The following is a 26,751-nucleotide window of genomic DNA, read 5'->3' on the forward strand; positions in this document are numbered from 1 at the left end:
TTTTTTTGTTTTTTATATTTAAATTTTAAATTTGATGAGTTAAGTAAAGAAAAATTTGCTACCTAAGTAGCAGCAGTAGAGAGTTTTTGATTTCGATTTTTGGTAAAAATTTACGTGATTTTATGACGCCATTTTCGCTCATTCGCTCTCCTTTTTTTTGGAATTTTTACTAAACATTATAGTGGCTCTTACTATACCATAAAGCATATAGATGCTCATAACCAAAGTCGCACTTTCAAATGGATATAGATAAAGCATCGAAAACGCAACTACAAGAGCTACTAAAATTCTTATCACATGAGTTTGTTTTAAATTTATTTTTTTAAAGCTTGGATAGCGAATGTTACTAACCATTAAAGCTGCCAAAGTAGCTTCAAGTAGCATCAAGCACCACTCAAATCCTTCTAAAAAAGTATAGTCGATATAAATACCAACCCAAAGCACGCTCACGATAGCTGCTGATGGTATAGGAAGTCCGATAAAAACATTTGGCTCATATGTACCAGTAGTGACATTAAAACGAGCAAGCCTGATAGCTCCAAAAACCACAAACATAGCAGCTATAAGTGCTCCAAATCTGCCAAAATTTTTACCAATAGTCAAATAAAATAAAATCGCTGGTGCTACACCAAAAGCAACAAGATCTGCAAGGCTATCAAACTCTACCCCAAATTTACTAGTTGTCTTTGTAAGTCTAGCCACACGCCCATCAAGTCCATCTAAAATAAGCGATAAGATTATATAAATAATGGCTTTAAAATAGTTACCTTGAATAGATGAAATAATGCTAATAACACCCAAAAAAGCACTAGCTGCTGTAAATAAATTTGGCAAGATATACATTAGTTGCATCTTTTGTATGTTATTCATCTCTTTTTCCCTCTTCAAAATATCCCAAAAGTGAAGCAGCCTTTACGCTTTCTCCGACACTTACACATATCTTAGTATCTCTTGGTAGGTATAAAATCACCTCACCACTTCCTAAAAAGCCAAATTTTCTAGATGCTTTAAGGCTAGTAACATTTGAAATTTCCAAACTTCGACTAAAAGCTCCAGCTATAATTTTCATAACAAATTTTATATTCTCTTTTTCAAAGTGAATAATCGCTCTTTCATTTAAAAATTCTGAAATTTTCATAGCTTGACACAAAAATAAGCCATGTCTTTTGCGTATTTCAGCTACTTTTACATCACTTACAGCCCTTAATGTACCAACATCAAAAAAAGATTTTTTTATGACGATCTTAGCTACTTCATTATTGTCAAAATTTGAAGCACTGATCTCTTTTATCTTGCCATCAATTGGCGATAGTAAAGCCAATTTATCATCAGAAAATGGCTCTCTCTCAGGGTCTCTAAAAAAATAAAGCCCCAAAAAAAGTAAAATAGCAAAAAGTAGTGGCAAGATCCCAAACAGCAAAGATAAAACAAATAAAATTAGAAAAAATAATATAAATTTATATCCTGCTTTCGCGATATAGCCACTCATTTTTATTCCTCTTTTTTACTCTTTTCGTCTTCTTCTATCTCTACGAGTCTGCTCTCTAGATCATTTTCGATCTCATAGTTTTTAATGATCTCTCTAACTCTTTTTCCTTCGATTGTTTCTTCTTCATAAAGTGCTGATACCATATTTTCAATAGCGCCTTTATAAATTTCAAGAAGACCAAGCACAGCTGTATATCTTTCATGAAGAAGTGTTTTTACAAACTCATCAACCTTTTCAGCCATCTTATCACTGTAATCTTTGATGCTTTGACCGCCATTTAAAAACGTAGCACGTTGCTTTTCAAGCACCATAAGACCAGCAACATCACTCATACCATACATACTAACCATAGCTTTTATGATATCAGTTGCACGCTCTAGGTCGTTACTAGCTCCGGTTGAAATTTCTTTAATAAACACCTCTTCAGCAGCCCTACCAGCCAAAAGCACATCTACTTCTGCTATCAATTCATGCTTTTGCATCATAAATTTATTCTCTTCAGGCGTATTTAGAGTATAGCCAAGTGCCGCAAGACCACGTGGCACGACTGAGACTTTTGTTACCCTTTTTGCACCTTTTGTTAGTTCAGCTATCAAGGCGTGACCGCACTCATGATAAGTGACGATTCTTTTTTCTTTTGGATTTACGCGGCGAGACTTTTTCTCAAGTCCAGCGATCGATCTCTCAACGGCCTCCACAAGATCAGCCTGCTCAACAAAGGTCTTTGACTTACGTCCTGCAAGAAGTGCAGCCTCATTTATGATATTTTCAAGATCAGCACCTGCTAAACCAGTAGTAAGCCTTGCGATATCTTCGATATTTACATCTTTGCCGATCTTTACATCTTTCATGTGAACTTTTAAAATGTCGCAGCGTCCTTTAAAATCAGGCTTATCAACAAGCACTTGCCTGTCAAATCTACCTGGCCTCAAAAGCGCAGCATCCAAAACTTCAGGTCTGTTTGTAGCTGCTATAACGATGACTGGCGACTTATCCGCATCAAAGCCATCCATCTCAGAAAGAAGCTGATTTAGCGTCTGTTCTCTCTCGTCATTGCCGCCCATCGGACCAGAATTTCTGCTCTTACCGATCGCATCGATCTCATCTATAAAAACGATTGCCGGGGCTTCTTTTTTAGCATTCTCAAAAAGATCTCTAACTCTACTTGCACCAACGCCGACAAACATCTCAATAAAGCTTGATGCTGACATAGAGAAAAATGGCACACTTGCCTCGCCTGCAACTGCTCTTGCAAGAAGTGTTTTACCTGTACCTGGAGGGCCAACTAGTAAAATTCCTTTTGGAATTTTTGCCCCAAGTCTTAGGTATTTATCAGGACTTTTTAGATAATCAACTATCTCTTGAACCTCTTCTTTTGCCTCTTCGACACCTGCAACATCGTCAAATTTAACTTTTGGTTTTTCAGAATTTATAAGTTTTTTTGCACTTCCTATGCCAAGTATGCCGCCGCCAATGTTCTTTTGCATACGACTAGCAATAAACATCCAAATGGCAAAAAATATAAATACTGGGATTATCCATGAAAATATAAGATCTCCAAACCAGTTATTTTCGCTATAAACGCTGTAAGTTATGCCATTTTGCTCAAGTATGCCAATGAGCGTTGGATCATTTATGCGCTTTGCGAGGTAGATGGTTTTGTCATTACCAACGCCTTTTATCGTGGTTTCAGATATCGCAACTTCATTTAGTTGCTTATTTTTTAACATATCTTTAAACTCAGAATAAGCTACCATTTTACTCTGAGCATTACTATTTAGCCCAAAAGAGCCACCAAGTCCGTCTCCACTAAAGCTTCTAAAAGCTAAAACTATAACTATTGCAAAAATGGCAAAAATGAAAATAGGATTTTTATTAAAAAAACCGTTATTGTTGCCATTGTTTTGGTTATTATTTTGGTTATTCATCTATTTCCTTATAAACAAAGCTACTCCAATCGTTACTTTGTTTTATCTCAATTAGCTCCAAATCCTTAAATGTATCTTTAATCCTATCTTCGTATTTGTTTAAAATTCCTGACAATACCAAGTAGCCGCCTTTTTTAAGTAATTTTTTTAAGTCATTTGAGAGCATAAAAATGACATCAGCGATAATATTTGCTACAACAATGTCATATTTTTGCTCTAAATTTGCGATAGAGCCTGTCCAAATTTTATTAAATTTAACCTCATTCAATTCGGCGTTGCTAAGTGAGCTTTGCGTGGCTTGCTCGTCTGTATCACAAGCATCGACCTTGCAGCCAAGCTTTGCCAGGGCAATACTTAAAATTCCACTTCCGCAACCCACGTCTAAAGTAGTATTGCCACTTTTTGCATATTTTTGTAAAAGTTGTAAGCAAGAATTTGTACTTTCATGGTGCCCTGAACCAAAGGCTAGAGCTGGGTCGATTATGATATTTGTTACGCCATTAAGTGGCTCTTCCCAGCTAGGTCTAACATAAATTTTATCAACCAAAATAGGCTTAACTGCCTTTTTATATTCACCTAGCCAGTCTTTATTTTCTTTTAAATTAAGAGAAATTTTTAAATCATTTGAAATTTTACGAACACTAGAGAGCCCTTTTGCATACTCTTCGATACCCCAAGCTATATCTTTTAGATCATACTCTTCCCTGATGATGATCTCGTGATCTAGCTCTTCAACACAGGTGACCCCAAAAGAGAAAACTAGCTCTAAAATTTCATCATAAAAATTTGATGTTTTTATGCTTAATTCGTAGAATTTATCTTTCATTAACCAAGAACGTCTTCAAGCTTCTCTTTTAAAACTTGTGGCGTAAAAGGTTTAACGATATAGTTATTAACACCTGCTTTTAAAGCTGTTATAACTTCGGCTTTTCCGCCTTCTGTTGTTACCATTATGATAGGCATATCAACATACTTTTGCTCAGCTCTTACCTTTTTAACAAGCTCAAGACCGTTCATCTCAGGCATGTTCCAGTCAGTAATAAGAACTTCGATACCTTCATTTTGAGTTAAGATATTCCAGGCCTCAAGACCGTGCTCAGCCTCAAGAATTTCTTGATGTCCTAACCTTTGTAAAGTATTTTTTATGATTCTTCTCATTGTTGAACTGTCATCTACAACCAAAATCTTCACATAATATCCTTTTAGTAAAAATTGCCCTATTCTAGCTAATTTAAATTTATAAAAGCTTTAACGCTATCTAAGTAGTTTAAAGGCCTCTTTTAGGTCAAGTAACCCTTCATAGTAGGCTTTTCCAACTATTACGCCACTAATCTCATTTGTGGCTTTTAGCATCAAAATATCATTTATATCACTCACGCCACCACTTGCTATTGTCTCAAGCTTGCTATTTCTAGCTATTTGCAAGCTAAACTCAACATTAACTCCGCCAAGCATTCCATCCTTGTTAATATCGGTACAAATCACAGCTTCCACGCCAACATCTGCAAATTTTCTTGCAAGATCAATTGCTTTTATATTTGAGATCTCGCCCCAACCTTGCACGGCCACGTAGCCATCTTTTGCGTCAATGCCGACTACAACTCTATAAATTTTAGCCATTTTTTCTGTAAATTCTGGATCATGAAGGGCAACTGAGCCAAGGATCACCCTGCTAACTCCAAGATCTAAATAGCGTTTTATTCGCTCTTCATCTCTTATGCCACCACCCACTTGGACGCTTAAATTTGTAGCCTTTGTAATCTTTTCAATTGTTTTAAAATTTATCATCTCTCCAGCAAATGCACCATCCAAATCAACCACATGAAGCCATTTTGCGCCATAATCTTCAAATTTCTTAGCAAGTTCACTTGGCTCGTTGCTATAAATTTTTGCACTTTGCATAAGACCTTTGCTAAGTCTAACTGCTTGCCCCTCTTTTAAATCAATTGCTGGAAAAATTTCCATCATAACCTCGCAAAATTCTCTAAAATTTTAAGTCCAGCTTCATGACTTTTTTCTGGATGAGGCTGAAAGCCAAAGATATTCTCATGCCAAACCGCACTTGTAAATTCATATCCATAAGTCGTCTTTGCCAGTGCAAATTTATCATCACAAACCACATGATAGCTATGTACAAAATATAAATACTCAAGCTCTTTTAGTCCTAAATTTAATGAACTATTTTGCTTAAATTCCAAAGCATTCCAGCCAATGTGAGGTATTTTTAATGGCTTATCGAAATTAGTTTCATTAAATTTTACGACCTCGCCAGCTATCAGTCCAAGCCCAGCATGTTCGCCAAATTCAAAACCTTTTTCAAATAAAAGCTGCATGCCAAGACAAATACCAATAAATGCTTTACCGCTTTTTACGGCTTCTTTTACGGCTTCATCCATACCATTACTTTTTAGCTTTGTCATCGCCTCACCAAAAGCTCCAACGCCTGGCAAAACAATGTGCGAATACTCCTTTAAATTTTCAGGCTTACTTACTAAGGCACATTTTTTGTCAAGAAAATCAAAAGCATTTATCACGCTTTTGATATTGCCCGCACCATAATCAATAATAGCAATCATCTGTTCTCTTGCCTTTTTACGCTAAAAAGATAAAAGCTAAGTGCCGCCATTAGCATCGCCACGCCGCCTATTAGATAGATAGCGTTTATGATATTTTCAGGTGCAGTAATAGCAAATTTAAAGACTAGCATAAGCGCTTCGATCGCAAGTGCGATGATAATTGAGCCAATAAATCTAACCATGGTTTTATAAATAACACTATTTTCATCGTGATTTTTTCCTAAAACTTCCTCTTCAAATATTGTCTTCACAAGGTCAAAAATGGCAAGAGCGAGCGTTAAGATAATAGTTGATTCAAAAATTTCTTCAACATTTATATGCTGGATACTCTTTGATATAAAGCTCTTCACACCGTGCCAAAACAAAAACGCACAGATCATAAAAAGTGAGGCACAAAATAGTGTGTAAACAGTCTTTAAAAATCTACCAAAATGCTCCTCAACAAAGCCACCATCGACCATTTTTAGGATATTTTCTAAGCTAATGTCAATACAAGCGATAAATTTAAGCTCATTTTTTTCATTATAGATAGGCACGCTTGCTGTGACGCATAAACCTCCATTTAGGCTTGATGGATATGGATCGCTTAAAACGCATCTTTTCTCACGCACTGCAGTGTAGTAGTAGGCTTTATTTGCGCGGTTTTCGCCTTTTGGAATTTTATACTTCTCATTTAGGCTGATAGAGTCTTCGATCTGCACGCCATTTTCATCTAAGATGTATAGTGCGTCAAAATTTTCTATCTCGTGGCTGATCTTATCAAAGCCAGCTTTTATGTTCTCTAAACAAACTCCGGGCAGTCTATTTGGCAAATTTCTACTAAATAAATAACAAATATACGCCCTTGCCTTATATCTCGTGTCACTAAATCTCTTAATATCTTTAATAACCAAATTTAACCTTTTAAATTTAATGCGTGATTGAACTCAGGAACGATCTTTTTAAGCGCAGGTGCGATCTCATTATCCTCAAGCTGTAAAAGCTCACTTATCTGCGAGTTTAAAAGCGCTAAATCGTAAGGCTCTGAATGCGTCACAAAGATCGATTCATACTTAGTTTGAACGTCATCTTTGTTGATAAGCAGCTCTTCATAAAGCTTCTCGCCTGGTCTAAGACCTACAAATTCTATACCCAGATGCTCTTTGTTTGAAAGCAGAAGCATCTTTTTAGCAAGATCAACGATCTTAACAGGCTCGCCCATATCAAGCACGAAAAGCTCGCCACCTTTTGCGATAGAGGCCGCTTGAAGGACTAGCTGACAAGCTTCCGATGTAAGCATAAAATATCTTGTAATCTCTGGGTGCGTGACGCTTAGTGGCCTATTTGCAGCGATCTGCGCTTTAAATTTAGGTATGACAGATCCGCTTGAGCCAAGGACGTTACCAAAGCGCACGCAAACTATCTCACATACACCTGCTTCGTTTGAATTTAGTGCATAAAGCTCACAAACACGCTTAGTTGTACCCATTATGTTTGTTGGACGCACAGCCTTGTCTGATGAGATCATGACAAATTTTTTAACACCATATTTTTTAGAAAGATCGACAGCATTTTTTGTGCCAAGGATGTTGTTTTCGACAGCCGAGCGAGGATTTAGCTCGCAAAGTGGCACATGCTTGTAGGCTGCTGCATGGATGACGATCTCAGGTTTAAAGTCAGCAAAAACTTCTTCAAAGTCCTTTAAATTTGTGATATTTACAAGCTTGCTAATAGTTCTTTTATCTTTTGTATCTTCGCCTATTTTATAAAGGTTAAATTCGCTATGCTCGACCATTATAAGCTCACTTACACCAAATTTCAAGCACTGCTTACAAATTTCACTTCCTATACTGCCGCCAGCTCCAGTGACAAGCACTCTTTTATCTTTTAAAAAATTTGAAATAGCCTCTGGGTTTAAATCTTTTGGCTTTCTAGCTAGCAAGTCTTCGATCGAGATATCCTTGATCGGCTCATTTTCGATAAGAGAGAAGAGCTTCATATCTCTTATACCATATCCACTTAGCTCATCAACTAGAGCTTGAAGCTCATCTTGATCAAGTGCAAGCGCGATGATAGCGGTCTTTGCGTCGTAGTCTTTTATAAGGCTTGGTATATCTTTTTTATCTTGTACTAAAAATCCATCACAATATGTGCCAACAAGGTCACTTCTGCCATCTACCACGCCAACTGCGTAGTAGTCAAGATAGCCCTGCTTTAAGCCACGCAAGACGTGAAGCGCTTTTGACGTTGCGCCTATAACGATACAAGGCTCACCTTTGTGAGGTTTGTTTGAAAAGTCAAGCACCATGCGTTTTGAAATTCTTAAAAGCCCAACAAGTAAGCATGAAATAAGAAGATCAATGAAAATAACGCTTCTTGGATATGGATTTAAAAAATCTTGAATGATAAAAAAAATGATCGTAAATAAAACCGCTGAGCAAACGTGAGCTAGGAAAATTTTTCTTGCTTCGTTTAATCCAAAAAACCTCCACGGTACCTTGTAAATTTTAAACATCCACATAAAAAATAGCTTAAATACGATCAAAAATCCAGCCGTTACAAAAAGCCCTTGCACGTAGATATCTGGGATGTCAGCGTTAAATCTTAAAAGATAAGCCGCATATATCGAAAAAACAAATATAAAAACATCGCCAAGAAGGAAAAATACGAGCCTTTTTAACTTTGTTGCATGAAACATTACGCATTTTCCTTGACTATTTTTATCACTCTTTCTTGTGTCTGTTCGCTCATATCGCTGCCACTTGGCAAGCAAATTCCTCTTGAAAATAGATCTTCGCTATATCCATCGATAAAGCTTAACGCACCCTTAAAGACAGGCTGTAAATGCATAGGCTTCCAAAGTGGACGACTCTCGATGTTCTCATCAGCTAGTGCTTTGATAACTTTTAAATGTGCATCTTTTTTGGCAAAAACGCCAGTTGTTAGCCATCTATTGCCACGAGAATTTGCTAGCTCTGGCATAAATTCTAAAACACCGCCAAGCTCTTTTTCATAAATTTCAAACACTTTTCTCTTTTGCTCGACTCTTTTTTCCAAAACTTCCATCTGAGCCACGCCAATAGCACCTAGTACGTTGCTTAAGCGGTAGTTGTAGCCATAGTCTTTGTGCTCGTAGTGAAGCAGTGGCTCTCTTGCTTGAGTGCTGTAAAACCTAGCTTTTTCTACAAATTCCTTATCACCAACCAGCATACCACCACCTGAAGTGGTGATTATTTTATTGCCATTAAAACTATATGCGCCCATCACGCCAAATGTGCCAAGCGCCTTACCGCCGTAAAATCCGCCGAGTGCTTCAGCTGCATCTTCAACCAAAGCGATGCCCTCATTTTGGCAAATTTCACAAATTTCTTTCATCTTTGAAGCTTGTCCGTAAAGATGAGTAACGACTAATACCTTTGGCTTTTTAGGTAAATTTGAGATCGCTTTTTTAAGTAGTTCTGGGCTTAAATTCCAGCTCTCGTCGCAGTCTATGAATACTGGAGTTGCTTTTTCATAAAGTATAGGCGAGACTGAAGCCATGAAAGTAAAGCTAGAAGCCAGCACAAAGTCGCCCTCTTTTACGCCAAGGACGCGAAGTGCTAGATGAAGTGCCGCGGTTCCAGCGCTTAGTGCTAGTGCGTCTTTTGCTCCAGTGTAGTTTTTTATACTTTCTTCAAATTTATTTACATATTCACCAAGTGGCGCTATATAGTTGCTTTCAAAAACTTTTTTTATATATTCTTGCTCTTTTCCGCTCATATTTGGTGGAGATAAAAAAACCCTATCCATTTCATCCCTTTCGTGATTTTTTGGCGATTTTAGCACTTATTTTTAAATTTATATCTTAGCGTGCTCGCATGCTGGCACGCCGTAAGCCTTTGTGCCGTCCTTTATACCTCTAACGACCACACTTCCAGCGCCGATGATGCAGTTGCTGCCGATGCTTATACCTTGAATAATGCTTGAGCCAATTCCTACATGCGTAAATTCGCCCACGCTAACGTTTCCAGCAAGAGCTACATTTGGGCTGATGTGAGCAAATTTACCTATCACGCACTCATGCTCTATGACTGCACCAGAATTTATGATAGCACCCTCTTTTATGTGAGCTTTTGCGTTTATCACGGCATTTGGCATGACAACTACGCCTTTTTCTATCGCAGCACTTTCGCTCACAACCGCACTTTTATGGATCAAATTTACTATCTCAAAGCCAGCAGCCTCTACCTTTTGGCTGACCTTTTGCCTAGTTTTGTTTTCGCCAATGGCTATTATGATGTCAGCTTTTTCAAGCTCTGGGCTAAATTTACGCTCGCTAGCATCATCTAAAAAAACTATCTCATCATAGCCATTATCTCTAGCGATGTCAGCGACCACAAGACCGTGACCGCTTGCTCCGTAGATGTAAATTTTCTTAGTTTTTACCATTAAATTTCTCCGTCGTCGCCTGCCCCTCTTTGCTGACGCCACTTCGTTTTAGTACCTTTTCGATGGTCATTAAAGCGATCTTTACATCAAGCATAAAGCTTAAATTTTTAGCGTAATAGACGTCGTACTCAAATTTTTTCTCCCAGCTTATGGCGTTTCTGCCATTTACCTGCGCTAGCCCTGTGATACCTGGACGTACGTCATGGCGGTGCTTTTGTGTTTCGTTATAGATGGGCAGATACTCAACTAAAAGCGGCCTTGGTCCGATGAAGCTCATATCGCCTTTTAGCACATTAAAGAGCTGTGGCAACTCATCAAGGCTAAGCGAGCGGATAAGTTTGCCAAATCTACCAAGACGCTGCTCATCTGGCAAGAGCTCGCCATTTGCGTCACGCTCATCGCTCATCGTCTTAAATTTATAAATTTTAAAAATTTTCTCATTAAGACCTGGTCTTGCCTGCGTAAAAATGACATCACGACTTACCTTAAAATAGATAAAAATCGCCGTTGCTATAATGATAGGCGACGTTAAAATGAGTAAAAACAAAGCCCCCAAAATATCAATCACCCTCTTTAAAAAATTTCTATACATCTGTAAATTTCCTATAAATTTCTATATATCTTTTTGCGATTTGCTTCTCGTCAAACTCACTAACCGCCCAGTCCCTGCCATTTTGCCCAAGTCTAGCGCAAAGCGCCTCATCGTCAAGCAAAATTTTTATCTTTCCAGCAAGATCATTTGCGTCTTTTACCTTGCATAAAAGTCCGTTGTAGCCGTCTCTTACAGCTTCATTGCAGCCTGTCACGTCACTTGCAACGACTGCTTTAGCCATGCTCATCGCCTCTAAAACCGTTCTTGGAAAGCCCTCTTTATAGCTAGGAAGTGCTAGCAAATAAGAAGCCTTTAAAAGCTGTGGTATGTCGTTTCTAGCGCCAAGATAACGTACTTTGCCACCTTTTAAAAAGCTTTCATCTGCGGTTGATTTATTACCAGCAAAGCCCTCGCCCACAAAGACAAATTCGCAGTTTTTGTAGCCATTTAAAATTTCAGCTGCCTCGTAAAATTCTCGAACGCCCTTGTGCCACATGGCTCTTGCGATCATTAAAATCACCTTTTTTTCACCAAGGTCCGCTGCTTGCGTTATGGCTGGGTCAAATTTAGCAGTATCTACGCCGACACTTTTTATGCGGTAAACTTTACTTTTATCTATCAAATTTTTTGAAATCATATAATCAGCGTCAGAGTCGTTTACAAATACGCAAACATCAGCCTTTGCAAAGGAAAATTTATAAAGACTCTCCATGACAAAACGCACAGCCTTTGTCTTAATATCATCATCTATATAAAAGCTACCAAGGCCTTCAACTAAATTTATCACATGCTTTATACCAGCGTTTTTGGCAGCAAACGTGCCAAATACATTTGACTTATGAGCGCCAGTTTGCAGCAGGTCTAAATTTAACTCGCCTAAAATTTGAGATAGTTTTTTAGAGTTATTTATCACAGTTAGTGGATTTAGGCTCGCCTTGTCAAGCTCGTAAGTGACAGAGTGAAAGCTTTTAGCAAGCTCATCAGTAAAATTTCCTTTTGGAGCGATAGCAAAAACCTCATGCCCCATATCTTTTAAGGCTTGCATAATAGGCCGTCTAAAAAAGTGTATGCTCATATCAGCATGGCTTAAAAACCCTATCCTTGCCATCTCTACCTCTTTAGCCTATAAATTTTTGCCGCCCCATCAAGTATGACTGGCTCAAAAATTTTTGGATCGTACCTTTCAAGCACAAAAAGCTGGATGTATGCGCTATTTAAAATACTTTCATCAAGGATGATAAACCTACCATAATCTCTCATAAAAATGACAGAAATATTTGAAAGTTCGTTATTTTTATACTCTTTGACATTTAGCTTGCCAGCCTCGTTATAATCAGTCTCTATGAAAGATTTAAGAGGCAAGATATTGCCATCATAGATTAAATTTGTGACATCACTTGTGAGCGTAAATCCACCATTTAGTCTAATGCCATTTTCATTTTGAGAGATCGCTCTTGTGACGATAAAAAGGCCGTTGTTTAAATTTTTACCGCTTTTTAGATCGATCTTGCTAAATTGCAAAATTGTCGGAAAAATACCAAGCATCCTATCTGGAAGATAGTAATAAATTTCCCTTGTCTTTGCTGGCAGGCTAAAATTTGCCTCTTTTATATCACTAAAAAACTGATCAATGCTTGCGTTTCTCTCTTTTAGAATTTGAGCCAAATTGCCGTTAAATCTCTCTTTAAAATTTCTCTCTGTGTACTCAACATCAAGCCTTGCCATATTTGCTGAGCTCACCTCATCGCTTCCAAGCGCAAAACTCACGGCAAAATTTTCGCGTCCAAGGTGCTTTCCACCGTCAATGAGCGTCTTAACATCGCTGTAATATCTAATCGGATATCCATAGTCCCACCACGCAACCACGTAGTCCTCGCGTCCTGCGATACCTTTTAGCTTATTTAAAATTTCAACCTCTTTGTGCACAAAAACTGGCTCAGCTTTGTAACCATAGATATGAATGAGCGCTGGAGTAAGAGCGAGCACTGTTATAAAGGCTCTCGCAAGATTTAGCACCGCTCCTTTTAGCTTTAAATTTGAAAGTATAAACTCCACCAAATAGCCAAAGCCAAGCGCCATAATAGGCACAGCATAAATAGTAAATCTAAGGCCACTTTTAAAGGCTAAAAAGCCAAGAGCTAGCATGCCAAGCGAGACGGCAAATGAGCGGTATTTAAAGCAAAAAAGAGTAACACCAGCAAGTGAGATCAAAAATGTGATGACATTTGCGCTGATCCTCTCACAAAATAGCGTAAAATCAACGATGCTTGACTCTTGGATGGTTTGATTGACATTAAAAAAGTGAAAGCTCATGCCTCCAACTTCAGGCGCATCTCTAAAGACGTAAAATTTAAGCTGAAAAATAATCGGATTTAGTCCGCCACGAATTACAAAAACAATAAAAACAACTGCCAAAATGCCAAAAGCAATTTTTAAATTTATCACCTCTTTTTTAAAGAGGCAAAGTGCATAAAATGCAAATATCACACCAAATTTAAGTGATAGATCAAGGTTTGAAATGGCAAGTAAAAGCAGTGAAATTTCAAGGTAAAAAAGTGGATTTTTCCTATCAAAAATGAGCGTGTAAAGTAAAAATAGCCCAGTTAAAATGCTAATAAGCGAAAACGCGCTCGCATACCACCACATATAAATAAGCACGCTTAAGGGTGCGATTATTAGGCTCTTTGCGTCCTTTTTTTCAAGCACCCTAACAAGTCCCCAGACGACAAAGACGCTAAGTGGGATGATGAGCATATCAGTATCGTAGTAGCCTGCCATAGTGCGGTTGTAGTAGCTATTTGCGACCACCGCAAGAAGTGTAGCGATGAAGCCAGCAAATTTTAGCTTATACTCATTTGCGATCAGGATAACTGGCACAGCCACAAGCGATGAGAAAAATACGCTCATATAAATCATCGCTGTCTCAAGCTTGACACCTAGAAATTTCACAATCCAGTAAGTAAGCGTCGAGAGCGGATAGCCGTAGTAGCTAAGGTCGTTTTCTTGGTGAAAGCCAGCTAGCATGTCCCTTGCTCCCTCGGCAAATGCGTAGCCGTCGTTTGTGCTGATCATTAGCTCGTTGTTCCAGAAAAATACCGGATATTCACTCGCCCAAAAGACCCAGTAGAGCCTACAAACCATGCCAAAAAGAACTGCGACAAATATCATCAAGTATAAAGAGTAATTTTTAAAAAATAAATTTCTATTCATTAGGATTTTCCAAAAAATTTATAAGCTCGCTCGCTATATTTTCACTATCAAAAAATTTAGCCCGATTATACGCAACCTTTTCAAAATTTTGACTTATTCTAGGCATGTTAAGCACCTTTATCATCGCCTCTTTCATCGCATTTTCGTCATCAACTGGTACCAAAATGCCAAACTCACTCTCGCCTAAAAGCTCCTTTGCGCCACTCTTATGCTCTGTCGAGACAATAGTTTTTTCACATGCTAGTGCTTCAAGCAAGACATTTGAAAAGCCCTCAAAACGCGAAGCACAAAGTAAACAAGAGGAGTTTTTTATATGCCTAAAAGGATTTTTATCAGTGCCAAGAAGCTTTACTCGCCCAGCAACGCCAAGCTTGTCGATTAAATTTTGCAACTCGTCCTTTAAAGGCCCTTTCCCTAAAATGCCAAGCGTAGCGCGAGGGTCATTAATGGAGGCAATTATTTTTATTAGCATGGCTTGATTTTTACCGCTATCAAGGCGGCCGATATTTATGAAAAATGGCCTAAAATCACTCTCTAGCGGCTCATCTTTTAGCAAATTTATGGTTTTTAGATCAAGGGCGTTATAAAGCACCTTTGTTTTGTCCTCACTCATGCCAAAATTTCGCACTAGATCCTCTTTGTTACCAACTGCATTAGCAAGAATGAGATCTGCTTTTTTATAAAGATGAGTGAGTAAAAATTTATTAACCCTGCCGCTTAGATCGTCTTTATATAAGATCGACGGACAGCTTCGCTCGCTAATAACCAGCCTAGCCTTTAGCCCTAAAATTCTAGCAAGCCCAGCAATATAACAAGGGCGGTTCATCAGCACAAACTGCGTGTCTATGCCTAAATTTTGACAAAGCTTTTTATACTTAAAGGCAAGCATTGGCATCGCCAAAAAGAGCCTTGCAAGCTTCTTTAGCCCGCTCTCATAAGGATCGCTATTTTCTATAAAGTGGATTTGCACCTCGCTTGGGATCTCGTAGGCGATGACCTTGCTCATTAGGATGAGATGAACTTCATAGCGTTTAACCAAAAATGGCAGTAAATTTGCCACATTTCGCTCAGCCCCACCAGGCCCCATCGAATATAAAAAAACGGCTAATTTTTTCACTTGCTAACAACCTTTTTTATAAATTCTCGCCACTGTTTGATGATATTTTCTTTGCTAAATAAATTTGCACTTTCACTGGCGTTTTTTGCTAGTTTTTGCCTTAAATTTTCATCTTTTAAAAGCATCTCAAGCTTCTCTTTTAGATCATTTGCGTCGCCATTTTTAAAGATAAGCCCGTCTGTGCCGTCACTTATAAGCTCTCTTGCGCCCACAGTGTCGCTACTTAGCCTAGCGCAACCAAAAGCGCCTGATTCTATTAACACATTTGAAAGCCCCTCGCTTCGTGAGCTAAGAGTAAAAATTTTTGCCTCGTTGTAAAGCTTTGTGACGTCATTCATGTGGCCTAGAAATTTGACGTTAAGCCCTAAATTTGACGCCATTTGCTTCAGTTCGGCCTCTTGCCTGCCACTGCCTGCGATCTTTATCTTCCAGCCATCAAGCAAGCTCTTATCCACCTTGCTAAGCGCCTCAAAATAGATATCATAGCCTTTTACCTCCTCCAGCCTAGCCACGCTTAAGATGACATTTTGCTTCTCGCAAATTTCAGGCACGTCGATAAAAAGTGGGTTGTGGATGACCTCGCGGTTTTTGGCAAATTTATAGTAGTCGTAGTCGCTTTTACTTAGCACGCTTAAGCCATCTACAAAACGGTAGCTAATATCACGCATAGTACTTGCGATTTTGCTTTTTAAGTAGCTGTGCTCGTGATGCTCGGTTGCTATTAGTTTGCTCTTTAGCCCAGCATTTGCCAGCACACAAGCGACGTTTGTCCAGTCGATAAAGCTCATTATCAGATCAGCCCTTTGCTCTTTAAAAAACGCTCTAAGAGCGAGGATTTTTTTAAATTTTAAAGCGAGTCCTGAGCCAGTGACGCTAAGGTTTATGATATTTATTTTTTCACTAAATTTATAAAGCCCAAGGTCCTCTTCAAGAAGAGCGATAGTGATCTCATTGTCTTTGCAAAGCTCGTTTGCAAGCACGTTTAGCACACGTTCAGCCCCACCATTTCTAAGTGCGGCGATGACAAAAAGAATTTTCACTTCACACCTCCAAGCTTTAAAAGCTCCAGCCATTTTTTATAAATTTGCTCCACGCTAAACTCATCAAGTCTAGCTCTTGCGTTTTTGACAAATTCGCCCATTTTTGCCTCATCTTGCAGCAAATTTGCAAGCTTTTCGCTCATCTGATCAGTGTCATTTATCTCGCAAAGCAAGCCATCAAAGCCATCTTTTATAAGCTCTTTTGCCCCGCTAGTTTTTGTAGCAACCCGCACACAGTCGTAGTTTATCGCCTCTATCAAGGTATTTCCAAGACCCTCGAAATTTGAGCAAGAGAGCAGCACCTTTGCTCTTTTATAAAGCGAGGCGATGTCGCTTACATTGCCTAAAAACTCTACATCAGCGCCCAAACTTTTAGCTAAATTTTCTAAATTTGCTCTCTCGCCGCCATCTCCAGCGACAGCGAATTTATAGCCGCTTTGCTTTAAGTTTGCAGCCACTCTTACAAACATTTCGCAGTTTTTTATCTTATTTAGCCTGCCAACAAAGATGATTAAATTTTCTTTAGCAAAGCTCTCACTGCGCACCTCTTCAAAGAGTGGGTTGTAAATTTTCATCACATTTTTGCAAAATTTAGAGTAGTAGTCTAGATCCTCGTCGCTTAAGACGCTAAGTGCGTTTGCAAATGGATAGCTTATGCGTCTTAGCACCTTAAAAATGGCTCTTTTTGGCGCAAGATAGTTTGTGTGCTCGCTTATGATTATAGGCGTTTTTAGCCCAGCTGAGCTAAAGAGCACCAAGGTATTTACGGCGTCTAAAAATGATATCACAGCGTCAAATTTGCCATCTTTTATGAGCTCTCTTAAGGCAAGCACCTTTAAAACTCTCTTTTTTAAATTTCCAACAAAGCCAAGCTCATCAGCCCCAACGCCTAAATTTATGAGCTTCACACCACTTGCTAGCTCGTAAAATGGCTCGTCCTTGTCAAATTTAACAAGACTTACATCGTGGTCCACACTAAATCTTGACGCGATCACCGCGCAAACTCGCTCCGCACCGCCACTTCTAAGCGTTGATGTGACAAATAATATCTTCATACGCCAAACCTTTGCTTGATCTTTACTCTAAGCTTTGAAAGTGCCGGTAAAATGCCACTTGGAAGTGGGCAAAGTAGCAAGAAAACAAACGCCTCTTTGCTAAATTTAATGCCAAGACTTTTAAAGATACACCTTAGCATCAGCCCATATTCGCCAGCGATTTTGGCGTAGTAAGCGGCATTTTTATACTGCATAGCTAGAAATTTTGGCTCATTTTTTATAGCGATGTCGTAGTGCAAATTTGCAGTTTTTATGTAGGCGTTTGCCACGTTTAACGCGTGTTTGCTGGCATTTAGTGTCGCACTATCGCTTCTTGCGATGCGGTAGATGTAAAGTGGCTTTTTAAGATAAAAGACATTTTTTTCAAAAAAGCGGATATAAAGCTCATTTTCGCCGCCAAAACTGCTCTCATCAAACCTAAAATCATCTATAAATTCACGCGAAAAAAGTTTAAAATACTCGCCATTTATCCGCCCGCAGTGATAATCAACCTTGCTCATCGCCCCACTCTTGTTATACGGGCTTCTACCAGCCATCACCTCAGTCATAACGCCATCTTTTTCACAGATCGCGTCTGCAAAAACACATGAATATTCGCCGCTTTTTAAAATTTCATAGCACTCTTTTATAGCATCTGTCAAAAGCTCATCGTCATCGTCAAGCAAGCAGACAAACTCGCCTGTTGCGTTGTCAAAGCCGTTATTTTTGTTGCCATTTGGGCTCTTTTTGTGAGTGCTATTTTTTACAAATTTGATCCTAGCATCGTTAAAACTCTTGCAAATTTCACTCGCACTCTCGTCATCGCCGTCATCGGTTACAACTATTTCTAAATTTTTATAGCTTTGAGCTAGAGCGCTTTTTATGGCCTTTTTTAAAAGCTCTGGACGCTTGTAAGTTGCGGTTACGATGCTGATTAATGGCTCGCTCATTTAGCCCCTTTTAAAAATTCTCTCATAGCCTTGAAGCTTCTCAAGTCGTGAGAAAAGTATAAATTTAATTGTCTTGATATAGGCCTTTAAATTTGCGCTGTATCCTCTCTCAAGGCGCTCGCCCTCGATGTTTGAGCCACTTAGATCAGTCGGATGCGCAAAAAGATCACAAAAATACATCTGCATATCATTAACGCCTAGCAAATAGTCCCAAACATCGGTCGTGCAAAGCGCACGTTTATGAATTTCAAGCAAATTTTTAGCACTTTTTTTAGTTAGCACGTAAGCCCCTGCTCTATAAATGCTTGAAAATGAGTGCTTTGAAACCTGCCAAAGAGGCTTACTTAGGCTAGTATCCACCTTTTTGCCAAAGGCGCTAAACCTACCTTCTAGCCCATCTTGCATGCCGCATATCAGTACGCTATTTTCAGGCATCTTGCTAGCTGCTAAAAAGGCCTCTTTTATGTCCTGGTCATCTCCGATTACGTCATCTTCAAAGATGAGGGCAAATTTAGCCTCACTTGCCAAAAATGCCTCGTAGGCTTTCACATGCGAGAGCGAACAGCCTACCTCTGCTGGGCTTAAAACCTTGCCGTAAGCTTTAAATGATGGCGAAATGATCTTGTAATACTCCCTCGCGTTTAGCTCCCTGCCGTCTATTGCATCTATTAGCTTAAAGCTATCATAAGAGCTAAATTTCTGCTGCAAAAGCTCGCGCCTGTTGGTATCTTTTGCCAAAGAGATCAAATAAATTTCATTCATTTAAGACCTTTTAAATTTTTTTAAAATTTTACGCCAGACTATGCCTCGCTCGAAGGCATTAAAAAACAAAAAATATCCCAAAACATAAGCTGCGCCGGCGTATATCGCAGCAAAGATAGCAAATTTTAGCCAGTTATTTAGGCTCACAAAGTCCTTGCAGGCAAACATCGCAAGCACGCAGAGCACAAAAACGGCTAAATTTTTAAAATAAACCCCATAAAACGTAGTGAGCTTTACCTCTAAATTTAAAGCGGCATTTATAAGGTCAAAGCCAAGAATTCTTATGCTATAAAAAATGGCTGCGACGATGACGATGCCATAAACGCCGTAGTTACTAAATTTAAGCAGTGCGATCTGTGCTATGATCGTGCTAACGCCAAGGATAGTGTTAGCAATGGCTGGTCGGCGAAGCTTGTTTGTCGCGCTATCAAGGTTAAAAAGCGAAAAAACAAAGCTTATAAATACGATAGGCACAAGCGTGATCATCGAGATGCTATAGATAAATTTAACCTCATCTGCGCTTTTAAAAGGTAGCCAAAGCGTGTAAAAATCAAGCCCAAAAACGACGAAAAATGCAGCCGGAGCGCTCATCACAAAGGCGATCACTTTCATTGAAAATTTAGCCTCTTTTATGAGGTCCGTGATCAAATTTTTAGAGTAAAGCTCGACAAATTTTGGCGCAAAGATACCGCTAAGCTGCGCTACAAAACTCTCAAGTATGATAGGAGCGGCCTTGGCGACAGAAAGAAGTCCTGTGGCGTTCGCATTTACGAAAATGTTGCAGATAAAAAGATCCATGCCCGTTAAAAGTATGCGATTTAGCGCATTAAAGCTGTTCCAAATGCCAGAGCTTAAAAGCTCTTTTATCTTAGAAAAGTCAAATTTACTAAGGCTAAATTTTAGCTCCGGTGTGATGCGAGCTGACATAAAAATGGTGCTAAAAAAGACAAAAAGGCTAGCAACTAGCGCTGAAATGGCGATGTATGAAATGAATGGCTTAAAAAAGAAAAAGAGCGCCACGATGAGGATCGCCAGGATCGCGCTTGAGATGGCATTTCTGATGGAAAGTAGGTAAAGCTTGTTTGTCACAAAAGCACAGACCGTCAAAACGCCGTTAAATAGCCCAACGCAGAAATTTATAAAGTAAAAAAGAAGAGTCATTCTCACATCAAATAGTAAATTTTCAGGGACATTTAAAAAGCTTTGCAAATTTAGTATGAAAATGGAGCTTAGCATCACAACAACGGCGCAAAAGAAGATATTTACAACAAGCACTGATGAGTAGTAGGTGTTTGCAAGGTTTAGATCTTTTTTGTGCCACGCATGAGCAACAAAGCGCCCACTGACCGAGTTTATGGCTACACTTACAACCGCTGCGTAGCTAACGATGGCGTTGCTAAGGCCCACAAAGCCAAATGCCTCGTTGCCAAGGCTTTTTAAGATAAATGGCGTAAGAAAGAAATTTATACCCATTGATACGACAAAAACGACGATCGAGCTTATTAAATTGATTAGCATTAGATTTTTAACCTGTAAATTTTTACGCCACTTGAGATAACAAATGGCTCAAAGTATCGCTCATCAACTCGTTCAAATATAAAAAGCTGCACAAAAGATGAGTTAAAAGCATTTTCATCAAGCAACAATATCCGCGCATAGTCTTCTAAAAAAACCACATAAATTTTGGCGTTTTCATCTATGATTTTTTCATCTATTCTTAAATCTCTTCCAGCACCTTTTACCTTATAAAATGATTTTACGGCTATTTTCTCGCCGTTATGCATGATAAATTTTTGCTCATTTGTAGGCAAAGTATAGCCGTCTCCGAGGTCGATACCAGCTTCGCTAATGCCATTTAATGCACTAACATGATAAAAATCCTCTTTTTGCCTTTTACCAGTTGTGACGTCGATATAGCTATATCTAAAGATATTTGGCGCGATGTCAATCATATTTGGCACAAGATAGTAATAAACCGCCTTCTTTGCCAGCGGTGGATTAAAATTTTCACTTTTAAGCTGGCTTAAAAAAGTATTTATATCGCTTGTGTTGTAGTCTTTTAAAATTTTATCTATTGGCCTTATATTTTGCTCAAGCGAGATGTCATTATACGTAACTGCCACTCTTGCAAGTCTAGCCGAAAATGCCTCATCTTTTCCCAAAGCAAGGCCAACAAAATAATTATTTTCGCCACCTTGCCTACCAGGATCGTTTAAAGTCATAACATCAGCAAAATACCTTATAGCATACCCATAATCCCACCATGAAAATACATAATCATCACGCTTTGTGAGCTTTTTAAGTTCATCAAGCACCACTGCTTCATCACGGCTAATCACAGTGTTTGGCTTATATGAATAAGCAAAATCTAAATTTATAGCAAGAGCGGCTACGGCAAAAACTAAAAATGACAAATTTTTAATGGAATTTCTAAGATCAAATAAATTTAAAAAAAAATGCAAAAAATACCCAAAACCAAGCGCAACAAGTGGTGTTACGTACATAACAAATCTAACTCCACTAAAGAAAGAGAGGAGTCCAAGTCCAAGCATTGGTAATGTAAGCAAAAATGGACGAAATTTAAAGCAAAGTAGCAAGTAACCAATAATAGCCGCCAGTAGTATAAGAATATTTCCCGACATGAAATATATAAAATACAAAGGACTGGCACTTTTTACTTCGCTGATGAAATTATGCTCATTTATAAAGTGAAATTTATCGCTAAGAATTTCATTGCCTTTAAAAACATAAATACCTATTTTTGAAGTAACGAAATCAAAACCACCAAAATAGATAAAAATAGCTAGCATTAAAGTAAGAAAAATGGCTAAATTTCTAGCTGAGAGTAAATTTTTATATTTGCAAAAAAGAGAGAAAAATAAAGCAATAACTGCTAAATTTAAAACCAAAATTTTATTTGCTATTAGTGGATCTTTAGTAAAAGCATTTGAGCTTACGATGCTTATAAACATAAAAAATATCGCTTGATAATTTTGCAATCTATCTCGCATAAAAACTAGCGTATATAGTAAAAACATAAAGAAAATACTTAAAATAAGTGCATATGAGCTTTGATACCACCAAAGATAAAGCGATACAAAGACTCCAGGCAAAACGATAAATTTTTGTTCATTTGTGTTTAAAAGCCTGATCAAAAAATAGATGATAAAAAGTGCAAATGTGACATTTAACATGTCACTATCAAAATATCCAGGCGATGTCCTTGAAAGATAGCTTGGCAAGATAACACTCACAAACGCTGCCACAGCTCCTACCCTAAGAGCCTTAAGCTCATTTGATATCAAAATAACTGGAAGTGCGATAAGAGGAGCTAAAAAGATGCTCATGTAAAACATCACGCTTTCGATCTTAAAAGGAAAAATTTTGCAAATATAAAAAACTATAGTTGAGATTGGGTGATTAAATGGGCTAAAGTCATTTTGCTGATGAAAGCCAGCCAGCATGTCTCTAGCACCTTCTGCGTAGCAGTATGCGTCATTTGTCGTAAGCATAAATTCGCCATTAAAGTAAAACTCTGGCATATCCTTTGCCCACAATACCCAGAGCATCCTAGCTACAAACCCAAACAGATAAGCAGCTAGAAATATAAGTAAAATTTTACAATTTACGCTTACTTTATGCACTAAATTCCTTACAGCCTAGCGTCAGCCTCTGGGTAGATATTTTTTATATCGTAAACTAAATGTCCTTTTAGATTTAGCTTTTTAAACTCATTGTGAGCTACGGCAATCACGATGCAGTCGTAGTCATCTAGGTTATACTCTTTCACTAGATCAAAGCCGTACTCGTGTTTTACCTCAGCACTATCAGCCCAAGGATCAGTCACATCGACCTTGCAGCCAAAATCTTTTAGCTCATCAACCACGTCTATAACGCGAGAATTTCTTATATCTGGGCAGTTTTCTTTAAATGTCATACCAAGAACAAGCACGCGGGCTTTGTTGATAAGCACGCCTTTTCTTATCATTAGTTTTATAACCTGATCAGCTGCGTATCTGCCCATATCGTCGTTGATACGGCGGCCTGCTAGGATCATTTCAGGATGATAGCCTACCTCTTGAGCTTTGTGAGTTAGATAATATGGATCTACGCCGATGCAGTGACCACCAACTAGACCTGGGCGGAAATTTAAGAAATTCCACTTAGTACCTGCAGCCTCAAGCACATCAATAGTGTTGATATGAAGCTTTTCAAAAAGCATCGCAAGCTCGTTTATAAAAGCGATGTTGATGTCCCGTTGGGTGTTTTCGATGACCTTTGCAGCCTCTGCTACTTTGATGCTTGAAGCTTTGTGAGTGCCAGCTGTGATGATCGAGCGATAAATTTCATCGACCTTGTCGGCTATCTCAGGAGTTGAACCGCTAGTAATCTTTTTGATCTTTGTTACGGTATGCTCTTTATCACCTGGGTTTATACGCTCTGGCGAATAGCCGCAGAAGAAGTCTTTGTTAAATTTCAAACCGCTTTTTTCAAGAAGTGGCACGCAAATTTCTTCTGTAACGCCTGGATAAACGGTGCTCTCATAAACAACGATGTCGCCTTTTTTAAGCACTTTTGCCACACTCTCAGTCGCTTTTACGACTGGAGTTAGATCAGGGCGTTTGTTCTTATCTATCGGAGTCGGGACGGTCACGATGAAGAAGTTGCACTCTTTAATATCGTCTAAATTTAGGCTAAATTTCATACCATTATCGATCGCTTTTTTCATCTGCTCGTTGCTAAGTTCAAGCGTTCTATCATAGCCACTTTTAAGCTCTTCTATACGTTTTGCATTTACATCAAAGCCTACTACTTCGTACTTTTCACTAAAAGCTGCTGCAAGTGGAAGTCCAACATATCCAAGTCCTACTACTGCTATTTTCATTTACTTTTTCCTTTCTTTTTTGCTTCTATCTTTTTTACGCGTTCGTACATTCTTATTTCCGCACTTACACCTTTTGGAGTTATAATTCTAATAGGGCTAACGCCTGGTAAAATTTGAGTGAGCTCGTAATAAACCCGTCTCTTTTTCTTTCCGTCCTTGCATAGCATCATCGTTTGCGCTAGCTCATCCCCGCCGCTAAATTCATAATAAATCCCGCGCGCGTCCTCTTTTTCTTCAAGCTTTCCGCCGAGCAAAAAGGCAAAGTTGCAGTCGATTTCTATCTCTTTAAAAAAAGCGACTTCGTATTTAAAATAATCAGGCGGCATCTTTGAGATAGGTAACTCAAAAATATTTTCCTCGGTTTTTGCCGCATTTTCGCCCGCCAAAAGTACAAACGGAAGCGTGCAAGCTGCAATAAAAAGTAAAAATTTTCTCATGCCTTTACTCCGATTTGAAAATACTTAAATCCATGCTCAGCTAAAATTTTAGCGTTGTATTGGTTACGTCCGTCAAAAATAACGGCATTTTTTAGCCTCTCTTTGATCTCCATAAAATCAGGCGATCTAAACTCGCTCCACTCGGTCACAAGCACCATAGCATCGGCGTTATTAAGCGCGTCATATTTATTTTTAGCATATTTCACATCTAAATTTGGTATATATTTTTTAGCTTCCTCGCTTGATTTTGGATCATAAGCGACCACTTTTGCGCCAGCTTCGTCTAAAAGCTTTATCAAAGTTAGCGAGCTAGCCTCTCTCATATCATCGGTATTTGGCTTAAATGCAAGCCCCCAAAGCGCGATCGTCTTGCCCTTTAGATCTCCACCAAAGAAGTTATAAATTTTCTCAAATAGTACTCTTTTTTGCGCCTTATTTCTTGACTCGACCGCGTTTAAAAGCTCTGGCTCAAATCCATTTTGTCTAGCTGTGTAGATGAGTGCCTCAACGTCTTTTGGAAAGCAGCTGCCGCCGTATCCGCAACCTGGATAGATGAAGCTATATCCGATCCTTGAGTCGCTGCCGATGCCTTTTCTTACTAAATTTACATCAGCGCCCACGCGTTCACAGATATTTGCTATCTCGTTTATGAAGCTTATTTTGGTTGCTAGCATCGAATTTGCAGCGTATTTTGTCATCTCGGCTGATTTTACGTCCATACAAATGAGTCTGTCGTGATTTTTCATAAATGGCTCGTAAAGCTCTCTCATCACGCTAAAGCCCCACTCGCTGCTAGCTCCGATAACTACGCGATCTGGCTTTAAAAAATCTTCAACCGCCGCGCCCTCTTTTAAAAACTCTGGGTTTGAGACGACTTCAAATTTAACCTTTGCATTTCTCTTTTTAAGCTCAGCCTCGATCACCTCATGCACCTTAGCTCCTGTGCCTACCGGAACGGTTGATTTATCGACTACGATTAGCGGTTTGCTTAAATTTTCTCCGATAGATTTTGCCACCGATAGGACATATTTTAAATCCGCCTGTCCATCAGCGCCCATAGGCGTACCAACTGCGATAAATAGCACATCCGCATGCTCTAGTACTTCAGTTATTTGCGTGCTAAATTTAAGCGAGCCATTTTTATAGCACTCACTCACGATATCAGCAAGCCCTGGCTCATATATCGGTACGACGCCATTTTTTAGTGCCTCGATCTTTTTTTCATCGACATCGACGCAGATCACGTCGTTGCCCATCTTAGCAAAGCATGCACCACTCACTAGTCCAACGTATCCAGTTCCAATCACAGCTACTTTCATGCTTATCCTTAAATTTTCTTTTCCCACTCAAGGGCAGTTTTTATGATGAGCGCTAGATCGTCTCTTTTTGGATTCCAGCTTGTTAGCGAGCGCAGTTTGCTTGCGTTTGAGATAAGAATAGCTGGGTCGCCGTCCCTTCTTGGCGCATTTAACACTTTAAAATTTACCCCACTCACCTCTTTTGCAGTCTCGATGACCTCTTTTACGCTAAATCCTCTGCCGTATCCCACGTTAAAAATTTCGCTACCATTTTTACCAATATACTCTAGTGCACTAATGTGAGCATCTGCTAGGTCACTAACGTGAATGTAGTCTCTTACGCATGTGCCATCTTTTGTCGCGTAGTCATCACCAAAAATGCCCATACTCTCGCGCTTGCCAAGTATAGTTTGCACAGCCACCTTGATAAGGTGCGTGGCATTTGGATAATTTTGACCGATAAGTCCCTCTTCGTCTGCGCCTGCTACGTTGAAATAGCGTAAAATCGCAAATTTAAAATTTTTATTTGAAGCGGCATAATCTTTAATGATCTGCTCGCTCATAAGCTTGCTTCTACCATATGGATTTATCGGATTTGTAGGCGTTGTTTCACTCACCTCTGCCACGTCTGGCTCGCCGTAAACTGCGGCAGTTGAGCTAAATATAAATTTATTTACATTATAAGTTTTTGCGTATCTTAGCACCCTCGCAACGTTTGCGGTGTTGTTTAGATAGTATTTTAGCGGCTCACTCATACTCTCAAAAACCTCTATAAACGCTGCAAAATGGATGATCGCATCAAATTTACCATTTTCAAAAATTTCACTTAGATCATCTTCTAAATTTGCGTTTATAAATTTAAAATTTCCGATTTTTTGGAGCGCCTCAAGTGCTTTTTGTGAGCCTTTGCAGAGATTATCGATGATAGTTATCTCATCATTGCCTTGCTTTAAAAGTGCTTTTACTACGTGGCTGCCGATGTATCCAGCACCACCTGTTACTAAAATTTTCAAGTTTAAGCCTTTC

25 protein-coding genes are annotated in these 26,751 nt (G+C 38.9%); all 25 read right to left on the bottom strand.

Annotation, left to right across the window (positions count from 1 at the left end):
• Positions 1-138 precede the first annotated feature (138 nt).
• On the bottom strand, positions 139-870 hold the full coding sequence (gene pssA / locus A3223_RS05555) for a CDP-diacylglycerol--serine O-phosphatidyltransferase (RefSeq protein ID WP_021091822.1): 732 nt from the start codon (positions 868-870) through the stop codon (positions 139-141).
• Complete coding sequence (locus A3223_RS05560; RefSeq protein WP_084109477.1) at positions 863-1,489, bottom strand: phosphatidylserine decarboxylase; 627 nt, start codon at positions 1,487-1,489, stop codon at positions 863-865. Before A3223_RS05560 ends, pssA begins: the two co-directional genes overlap by 8 nt.
• 2 nt (positions 1,490-1,491) lie before the next feature.
• Positions 1,492-3,417, bottom strand: coding sequence for an ATP-dependent zinc metalloprotease FtsH (ftsH, locus tag A3223_RS05565; protein WP_084109478.1), 1,926 nt, complete (start codon positions 3,415-3,417; stop codon positions 1,492-1,494).
• Positions 3,410-4,243: a 50S ribosomal protein L11 methyltransferase gene (locus tag A3223_RS05570; protein ID WP_084109479.1), complete on the bottom strand. Its 834-nt coding sequence runs from the start codon at positions 4,241-4,243 to the stop codon at positions 3,410-3,412. Before A3223_RS05570 ends, ftsH begins: the two co-directional genes overlap by 8 nt.
• Positions 4,243-4,608 (bottom strand): chemotaxis response regulator CheY, encoded by a 366-nt coding sequence (locus tag A3223_RS05575; protein WP_002939933.1) that lies wholly within the window; start codon positions 4,606-4,608, stop codon positions 4,243-4,245. Before A3223_RS05575 ends, A3223_RS05570 begins: the two co-directional genes overlap by 1 nt.
• Before the next feature lie 63 nt (positions 4,609-4,671).
• Positions 4,672-5,382, bottom strand: a complete 711-nt coding sequence (gene hisA, locus A3223_RS05580; RefSeq protein ID WP_084109480.1) for a 1-(5-phosphoribosyl)-5-[(5-phosphoribosylamino)methylideneamino]imidazole-4-carboxamide isomerase — start codon at positions 5,380-5,382, stop codon at positions 4,672-4,674.
• Positions 5,382-5,993 (bottom strand): imidazole glycerol phosphate synthase subunit HisH, encoded by a 612-nt coding sequence (hisH, locus tag A3223_RS05585; protein ID WP_084109481.1) that lies wholly within the window; start codon positions 5,991-5,993, stop codon positions 5,382-5,384. Before hisH ends, hisA begins: the two co-directional genes overlap by 1 nt.
• Positions 5,990-6,886, bottom strand: a complete 897-nt coding sequence (locus tag A3223_RS05590; protein WP_084109482.1) for a PDC sensor domain-containing protein — start codon at positions 6,884-6,886, stop codon at positions 5,990-5,992. The genes hisH and A3223_RS05590 overlap by 4 nt, the downstream gene beginning before the upstream one ends.
• 2 nt (positions 6,887-6,888) lie before the next feature.
• A complete protein-coding gene (pglF, locus tag A3223_RS05595; protein WP_084109483.1) occupies positions 6,889-8,670 on the bottom strand; it encodes a UDP-N-acetylglucosamine 4,6-dehydratase (configuration-retaining) in 1,782 nt (593 codons plus the stop codon).
• On the bottom strand, positions 8,670-9,761 hold the full coding sequence (gene pglE, locus A3223_RS05600; protein WP_084109484.1) for a UDP-N-acetylbacillosamine transaminase: 1,092 nt from the start codon (positions 9,759-9,761) through the stop codon (positions 8,670-8,672). The genes pglF and pglE overlap by 1 nt, the downstream gene beginning before the upstream one ends.
• A gap of 48 nt (positions 9,762-9,809) precedes the next feature.
• Entirely contained in the window at positions 9,810-10,400 is a 591-nt protein-coding gene (pglD, locus tag A3223_RS05605) for a UDP-N-acetylbacillosamine N-acetyltransferase (RefSeq protein ID WP_084109485.1), read from the bottom strand.
• Positions 10,387-10,992, bottom strand: a complete 606-nt coding sequence (gene pglC / locus A3223_RS05610; RefSeq protein ID WP_084109486.1) for an undecaprenyl phosphate N,N'-diacetylbacillosamine 1-phosphate transferase — start codon at positions 10,990-10,992, stop codon at positions 10,387-10,389. Before pglC ends, pglD begins: the two co-directional genes overlap by 14 nt.
• Positions 10,985-12,100 carry a N,N'-diacetylbacillosaminyl-diphospho-undecaprenol alpha-1,3-N-acetylgalactosaminyltransferase gene (gene pglA, locus A3223_RS05615; RefSeq protein ID WP_084109487.1) on the bottom strand — a complete coding sequence of 372 codons (1,116 nt, stop codon included), beginning with the start codon at positions 12,098-12,100 and terminating at the stop codon, positions 10,985-10,987. Before pglA ends, pglC begins: the two co-directional genes overlap by 8 nt.
• A 2-nt stretch (positions 12,101-12,102) precedes the next feature.
• A complete protein-coding gene (locus A3223_RS05620) occupies positions 12,103-14,202 on the bottom strand; it encodes an STT3 domain-containing protein (RefSeq protein WP_084109488.1) in 2,100 nt (699 codons plus the stop codon).
• Positions 14,195-15,319, bottom strand: a complete 1,125-nt coding sequence (gene pglJ / locus A3223_RS05625) for an N-acetylgalactosamine-N,N'-diacetylbacillosaminyl-diphospho-undecaprenol 4-alpha-N-acetylgalactosaminyltransferase (RefSeq protein WP_084109489.1) — start codon at positions 15,317-15,319, stop codon at positions 14,195-14,197. Before pglJ ends, A3223_RS05620 begins: the two co-directional genes overlap by 8 nt.
• Positions 15,316-16,359 (bottom strand): glycosyltransferase, encoded by a 1,044-nt coding sequence (locus tag A3223_RS05630; RefSeq protein ID WP_084109490.1) that lies wholly within the window; start codon positions 16,357-16,359, stop codon positions 15,316-15,318. The genes pglJ and A3223_RS05630 overlap by 4 nt, the downstream gene beginning before the upstream one ends.
• Positions 16,356-17,414, bottom strand: coding sequence for a glycosyltransferase (locus A3223_RS05635; protein ID WP_084109491.1), 1,059 nt, complete (start codon positions 17,412-17,414; stop codon positions 16,356-16,358). Before A3223_RS05635 ends, A3223_RS05630 begins: the two co-directional genes overlap by 4 nt.
• Entirely contained in the window at positions 17,411-18,343 is a 933-nt protein-coding gene (locus A3223_RS05640; protein ID WP_084109492.1) for a glycosyltransferase family 2 protein, read from the bottom strand. Before A3223_RS05640 ends, A3223_RS05635 begins: the two co-directional genes overlap by 4 nt.
• Positions 18,344-19,105, bottom strand: coding sequence for a glycosyltransferase family 25 protein (locus tag A3223_RS05645; protein WP_084109493.1), 762 nt, complete (start codon positions 19,103-19,105; stop codon positions 18,344-18,346).
• Positions 19,106-20,623: an MATE family efflux transporter gene (locus A3223_RS05650; RefSeq protein ID WP_084109494.1), complete on the bottom strand. Its 1,518-nt coding sequence runs from the start codon at positions 20,621-20,623 to the stop codon at positions 19,106-19,108.
• Entirely contained in the window at positions 20,623-22,749 is a 2,127-nt protein-coding gene (locus A3223_RS05655) for an STT3 domain-containing protein (protein ID WP_084109495.1), read from the bottom strand. The genes A3223_RS05650 and A3223_RS05655 overlap by 1 nt, the downstream gene beginning before the upstream one ends.
• Positions 22,750-22,757: 8 nt before the next feature.
• Positions 22,758-23,990, bottom strand: a complete 1,233-nt coding sequence (locus tag A3223_RS05660) for a nucleotide sugar dehydrogenase (RefSeq protein ID WP_084109496.1) — start codon at positions 23,988-23,990, stop codon at positions 22,758-22,760.
• A complete protein-coding gene (locus A3223_RS05665) occupies positions 23,987-24,427 on the bottom strand; it encodes an ecotin family protein (protein WP_084109497.1) in 441 nt (146 codons plus the stop codon). The genes A3223_RS05660 and A3223_RS05665 overlap by 4 nt, the downstream gene beginning before the upstream one ends.
• Entirely contained in the window at positions 24,424-25,746 is a 1,323-nt protein-coding gene (locus tag A3223_RS05670) for a UDP-glucose dehydrogenase family protein (protein WP_084109498.1), read from the bottom strand. Before A3223_RS05670 ends, A3223_RS05665 begins: the two co-directional genes overlap by 4 nt.
• Positions 25,747-25,754: 8 nt before the next feature.
• Entirely contained in the window at positions 25,755-26,738 is a 984-nt protein-coding gene (galE, locus tag A3223_RS05675; RefSeq protein WP_084109499.1) for a UDP-glucose 4-epimerase GalE, read from the bottom strand.
• Positions 26,739-26,751 lie beyond the last annotated feature (13 nt).

The sequence above is a fragment of the Campylobacter concisus genome (genome assembly GCF_002092855.1).
Taxonomy (GTDB): domain Bacteria; phylum Campylobacterota; class Campylobacteria; order Campylobacterales; family Campylobacteraceae; genus Campylobacter_A; species Campylobacter_A concisus_AI.